This window comes from Mycobacterium sp. ZZG, assembly GCF_054786995.1.
Map to the genome: position 1 here is coordinate 1 of NZ_JBTBFV010000119.1, position 4206 is coordinate 4206.

General features: G+C 64.9%; 5 protein-coding genes and 2 pseudogenes. 3 read left to right on the forward strand and 4 right to left on the reverse strand.

Annotation, left to right across the window (positions count from 1 at the left end):
* Both ACXMYJ_RS28590 and ACXMYJ_RS28595 read right to left on the reverse strand, forming a co-directional pair.
* Positions 1-283: transposase (locus ACXMYJ_RS28590; RefSeq protein ID WP_460358857.1), on the reverse strand; the 283-nt coding region annotated here is incomplete at its 3' end.
* Between the two features lie 212 nt (positions 284-495).
* Positions 496-748, reverse strand: a pseudogene (locus ACXMYJ_RS28595) (integrase core domain-containing protein); the annotation flags it as partial.
* 382 nt (positions 749-1130) lie between these two features.
* Here ACXMYJ_RS28595 and ACXMYJ_RS28600 point away from each other — a divergent pair.
* The 3 genes and pseudogenes from ACXMYJ_RS28600 to ACXMYJ_RS28610 all read left to right on the forward strand — a co-directional run.
* Positions 1131-1259, forward strand: a pseudogene (locus ACXMYJ_RS28600) (alpha/beta fold hydrolase); the annotation flags it as partial.
* A 245-nt stretch (positions 1260-1504) separates the two neighbouring features.
* Positions 1505-1630 carry a hypothetical protein gene (locus ACXMYJ_RS28605; protein ID WP_460359482.1) on the forward strand — a complete coding sequence of 42 codons (126 nt, stop codon included), beginning with the start codon at positions 1505-1507 and terminating at the stop codon, positions 1628-1630.
* A complete protein-coding gene (locus tag ACXMYJ_RS28610; protein WP_460359483.1) occupies positions 1606-1995 on the forward strand; it encodes an alpha/beta fold hydrolase in 390 nt (129 codons plus the stop codon). The genes ACXMYJ_RS28605 and ACXMYJ_RS28610 overlap by 25 nt, the downstream gene beginning before the upstream one ends.
* On the opposite strand, the gene ACXMYJ_RS28615 is transcribed toward ACXMYJ_RS28610, so the two are convergent.
* Together ACXMYJ_RS28615 and ACXMYJ_RS28620 are read right to left on the reverse strand one after the other, a co-directional pair.
* Positions 1946-2887 (reverse strand): DUF732 domain-containing protein, encoded by a 942-nt coding sequence (locus ACXMYJ_RS28615; protein WP_460359484.1) that lies wholly within the window; start codon positions 2885-2887, stop codon positions 1946-1948. The genes ACXMYJ_RS28610 and ACXMYJ_RS28615 overlap by 50 nt on opposite strands.
* Positions 2888-2895: 8 nt before the next feature.
* Positions 2896-3882: a hypothetical protein gene (locus tag ACXMYJ_RS28620; RefSeq protein ID WP_460359485.1), complete on the reverse strand. Its 987-nt coding sequence runs from the start codon at positions 3880-3882 to the stop codon at positions 2896-2898.
* Positions 3883-4206: the final 324 nt, after the last annotated feature.

The window sequence follows — 4206 nt, forward strand, 5'->3', positions numbered from 1 at the left end:
CGAAGAAAATCGAGGCCCGCCGCAGAATCTCGTTATCCTCCTCAAGCCGGCGCACCTTGGCCTTGAGCTCCTTGATCTCAGCGAGCTCCTCGCTCGTAGCGCCCTGACGCTGACCCCCGTCGATCTGGGCCTGCACGACCCAGCGGCGCACCGATTCCTTCCCAACGCCCTCACGCCGCGCGACGGCCTCACACGCGGCAGTCACCGACGGGTACAGCGGCAAGGTATCCAGCACCTGCCGCACACAGCGCTCCCTGACGTTCGGGTCGATCTTCTTCGGCATGGTTTGCATCCTTCCAACTCAGAAAGATGCGGCATCAAACCTGGGGCGCTTCATGATCCCATGCGTCGCAGTTCGTAGAACCCCTCACCCAGCCGGCATGGGGACGGGAACCCTGGGATCCCCATGAAACATCCCTCCATCGACCCTGCGGCTGAGGCCCCCTATCGCGCGACGCGGATGACGATGAGGGGACCCGTTTGGTGGTCCAGTCGCTATGCGACTTGGGGTTGGTGGGTCGTGGTCCACTGTAGAGCGAACTCGGCCGGGGTGAGTTCGCCGTGGGCGGAGTGGGGTCGGTTGGCGTTGTAGTCGCAGCGCCAGTCCTCGATGATCATCCGAGGAGTTGAGCAATTCGTCACGCAGGCGGCCGCTGAAGGATTCGATCCAGGCGTTCTGCCATGGTGAGCCGGGATCGATGAAAAGTGAACCGGCACTGATGAATCGGCACCAATCGCTCACGGCGCGGGTCCCAGACCCCGACTTGGTTGATCGAACTCGTGCGAACATTCAACCCCTGACATCGAGGCCGTTCGGCTCTAATGCCGAGGCCTGCCGCCGAGAACAATGTTACCTCTGAGAGGCCCCGGCAGAACCGAACCATTCCGCACCGCGGCCGGCAGCGTCGTCCCGCAAAGCGTCGCCGAGGTGGGCTAATGCCGGCTCGGCGGTGTCAACCAGTGGGTGCTGATCCGCGGCCGCGACCTGGCCAACCCGCCGCTGATCCACCTGCACGGCGGGCCGGGCCTCAGCGAGACCCGTCTCCTCCGTCACTTCAACTCGGAACTCGGAGAACCGATTCACCGCCGTCTACTGGGATCAGCGCGGCGCCGGCAAGTCCTTCCGCCGCGGCATGCCGCGCTCATCGATGACCGTCGAGCAGTTCCTCACCGACCTCGACGACCTGGTCGAGATGGTCTGCGCCCACGTCGGCCGCGAGCAAGTCGTGCTGCACGGCCACTCGTGGGGTTCGCTACTCGGTGTGCTCTACGCCGACCGGCATCCGGAACGGGTCGCGGCCTACCTCGGCACCGCCCAGATCGGCGACGCGGCGGCCGCAATCCGCCTCGTACGCCTGTGCACTCGCCGCGGCCGAACAGCGCGGCCACCGCCGAGCCGTGAAGGCGCTGGCGGGTCATCGGTCCGCCCCCGTATCCGCCGGCCGGCGTCTTCTGCGAACGCATCTGGCTGCAGCGCCTCGACGGGCAACTGTCGCCCCGGGCAATGTGGAAGCTGCGCGGGACGGTGTACGGCGGCGGCCGGGAGTCCTCGCCGCTGGACCTGGTCAGCCAGATCCGCGGCTTCCGGTTCACGATGGACACGCGATGTGGCGCGAAGGCTCTGCACTGAAACTTTTCACCACCTTCCCCGTCCTGCGCATGCCCGCCGTCTTCTTCGTCGGGCGCCGTGACCACCGGGTGCCGCCCGACACCACCGTCGCCTACGTCGACACGCTGGAAGCACCGTCGAAGCAGCTGCTCTGGTTCGACCAGTCCGGTCACGAACCGTTCGTCGACGAACCGGCCGCGTTCAACCGCGCGGTCATCGACATGGTGGAGCGCTCGCCGCACCGTAGGCTGTCCGCCCCTACCCACTCTTGCGCCGAGACTGCACCGACACACCGTCAGCCGTCAGGTGATCGCGACCCGCAGAACAATCTCGGCACTAACCCAGCACCAGCGCAACACCATTGGCCTTCAGCTCGTCGAATGTGAAGCTCAATTCCCCTCGCCGACCGACCGAGACGACGTATTGGTCCTCCCCCTCGGTGACCTCAAACGTCATGCTGAATGTGCACATGTACCGGCCGCCCTTTCCGGGCTCCAGGTACGTAGACGTGAGGATGTCGCCCTTGCCGTTCTTCACCGTCACCGGCGTTCCGGGATTCACGTCCGAGTATCCGCCGGCGCCGGTACACGAAGACCCGTTCACCTCGATCGCCGGCGCATACCTGTTCGGATTCTCGTCGTTCAGTGTGAAGCTCCCGGTGATGGCCGCCGTCTCCAACACGTGGAAGCCCTCAACGAACTGCGGACAGAAGTACTGCACCGCAACCTCATCGGCCGGCATCCCTTGCTGGGGACTACCGTCCTGCATCGAACGGCACACCTGCTTGCCGTGCGCCACCGCGTTGGCATCGCTGTTGAATTCGCCCGACAATCCGGCCTGCTTCAGCGCCACCAGATACTTGTCGTCGACCGTCGTGCGGTCCCGGTTCACGTACGCGTACGCCGCGACACCACCGCCGAGCAGCGCCAGCACCAACGCCGCTGCCGCCACCCCGACCCACGCCCGACGACGCTTACCACCGCCCGGCGTAAACGCCGTATCCGGCTCACCGACACTGTGATCCAGCTGCTGCTTCCCCAGTGAATCCAGCGCTTCGACGCCTCCGTCTCGGATCAGGTCGGTCGGCTGCCCGCTGACGAAGTAGCGCCCTTCGTGCCGTCCGGTCGGATCGGGTCGCCACCCGGTCCCGCCATCGGCAACACCGGCAGTCACGTTGTGCGCCGGCTCGTGCCAGATCTGACCGACTTTTACCGCACCGCACGAGTTGCAGCGCCCGGCATCAGTCAACGGTGCACCGCAGTACACGCAGAAAGTCATCGCCTGACTCACTTCCTGTAGACCGTGGTGCCTTCGACACCGAAGTAGGAGCTGACGAACTTGGCGAAACAGTCGTTGACGCCCAATCCCTGGGTGTTACACCAGCGATTGGCTTCGGACGCAGATAGCTTCGGAAGGCCGACGACCGTCACCCACCAGTCGGGGGCACTGAATGTTGTCCACTGGCTTGAGTGCGTCAATCGCACTCCGCTGTACTTGCGCCGCAAGTCCAGGTGATCCCGCAGCACATCGGCACTGGACAGCGTCCTTCCGTCAACCACCAGACCCGCCTTCTTCGAACTGATTTGCGGCACCCAGCGATTCGCGACGCTGACGTTCACATAGTGGGAGTCAGCGTCGCGGAGCTCCTTCAGCACGGCCTCGGCGACACCGTCGACGCTGCCGTGCTCCGGCTTGGCCGGCGCAGCCGCGACCAACGTCTCGGATCCCGAGCGCACGGAGGTCGCCTCTACCTCGTCGCTGGGATGCAAGACCAGCTGCGGCGCACCCGAGAACATTTCGGGCGTGCGCCAGTACATGCCGTGCGGAAACACCAGCTTCCGATGCTCTGTGGCTCCAGGCTGCAACTTCAGTGGCTGCGCCGAGAAGTCGAACAGTCCCGCGGCGATGTCACGCTGCCCGTCGGCAACGGTGATCCGCACCCCGGTACCGGCTTCGGTGTCCCCTCCGGGGCACGGCGTCAGAAACGCAGCGCTGACCGTCATCCCATCTGGCGTCATATCGACTGATTCCGCCTGCACGACGGGGCCTTCCGAACAGGTAGTGACCACTGCCGTAGTAGCCGTTACGGCTGATCCGAATCCGTCCCGAGGGCGCATGGCATCGTCGTCTGCCGTCGGCCGCATGATGAGGAACCCCACGACCGCCGCAACCACAATCGCCACCACAGCCGACACAGCGATGGCCGTCACCGCGACACGGCCCCGTGACGACGGAACGTCACAGGAAGCGACCTGCTCCTCCGGCCAGGCCACCACCCCGATCGCAGCACCACACTCGCCGCAGAACTTGTAGTTCCAGGCATTGACGTGGCCCTGCGGGCACAACACCGTCGGACTCGATGCCCCATCTGGAGCGAAGTCACTATTCATGGCTGAACCCCGCTCCCAGTGTTGCCAGACCGGTCCTATGGGTGGGCCGGCGACCGGGTGCCACGACTACCCGACCACACGGTTGCGTCCAGCAGAGTGGTGTACGAGTCGGACCTGATCAGCGGTACCGGCGTGTCGTTGCCGAATGATTGAAGGTCATCGCGTGATTCTTCGAGAGACCCGTCAAAGTCACTCGAGCAAAGGAAT